General features: G+C 63.8%; 1 protein-coding gene. It reads left to right on the forward strand.

Translation table 11 applies throughout. The annotated features are described in order from the left end of the window. A partial coding sequence (locus DW178_RS11360) for a hypothetical protein (RefSeq protein WP_199669309.1) occupies positions 1-1,383 on the forward strand: 1,383 nt, incomplete at both ends.

Raw genomic sequence — 1,383 nt, forward strand, 5'->3', positions numbered from 1 at the left:
GGAGGCCAGACCACCGTCGGCACGAGCGAAAACGGCTACGAGCTGGTGTGGGACGACAACGCGAAGGCTGAGAACTACACGATCGAGGAGAACCTCGGCACGCTTGAGGTCACCAAGAGCATGGCCGGTATCGTGGTTATCCCGCAGGGCGGCACCAAGGTCTATGACGGCACGGCCCTCGAAAGCGCCGGAGTCAACGTGATCGGCGTGCCCGCGGGCTTCACCCTTTCGGCCAAGACCAAGGGCTCCGTCACCGACGCCGGGTACGCCGCAGCAGAGGTTGATTCCTATGTCATCACGAACGCCGCCGGCCAGGACGTCACCGACCAGTTCGGCAACGTGGCGACCGGCAAGGCCTCGCTCGTCGTGACCAAGCGTCCGGTGACGCTTGTCTCCGGCGACGCCTCCAAGGTCTACGACGGCACCGCGCTCACCGAGCACAAGGTCAGCGTGGAGGACGGTTCGCTTGCTTCCGGCGAGGAGTTCGGCTACGACTTCTTCGGCTTCCAGACCTCCGTGGGCTCCAGCAAGAACACCTTCGCCGCAAAGCCCGGCAACGACAGCACGAAGGTGGAGAACTACGACATCGCCTATAGGTACGGCACGCTGACGGTGAGCGCGCAGTCCATCAACCCGGACGACCCGATTCCGGGCGCGTATGCCGGGGTGAAGGTCAACGCTCCGAGCGACGCCGTTTATGACGCGCGCGAACATAAGTGGATTCCCGTGGTCTCCGGCAAGGACGGCAACGCGCTCGTCGAGGGCCGCGATTACACGGTGGCTTACAGCACCGATGACTTCACCAACGTGACGGGCACCATCAAGGTGACCATTACGGGCATCGGCGACTACACCGGCTCCGTTACGAGGGAGTACCAGATCGCGCCTGCTTCCGTGAAGCTTGCGTCCAACACGCGCGAGTTCGTGTACAACGGCGCGTATCAGTCCGATGACGCGGTGACGGTCCAGGGCGCCGAGGCCCTGTTCCGCAGCCAGGTCGATGACCTGAAGGCGGTCGGCAGGGTCATGACGGTGGCCAAGGGCAAGGTTCCCAATACCATCGCCTACACCTGGAAGGACGGTTTCAAGGCCAGCAACTTCGCCATCGAGAAGAGCGAGGGCGAGCTGTCCGTCGTCGCGAAGGACATCGTCTCCTCCGCCGACATGACGGTTTCCAGTCCGAGCGATTTGGTCTACGACGGCCGTGAGCACAAATGGGCGCCCGAGGTGAAGGACGGGGAGAAGCTCCTGACGGAGGGCGTCGACTACACGGTGTCCTACGGCGCCGATGACTTCACCAACGTGACGGGCGTCATCAAGGTGACCGTCACCGGCCAGGGCAACTACGCCGGCAGCGTCGAGCGCGCGTACCGCATCACGCCC

Source organism: Eggerthella sp. AM16-19 (assembly GCF_003474385.1).
GTDB lineage: Bacteria > Actinomycetota > Coriobacteriia > Coriobacteriales > Eggerthellaceae > Senegalimassilia.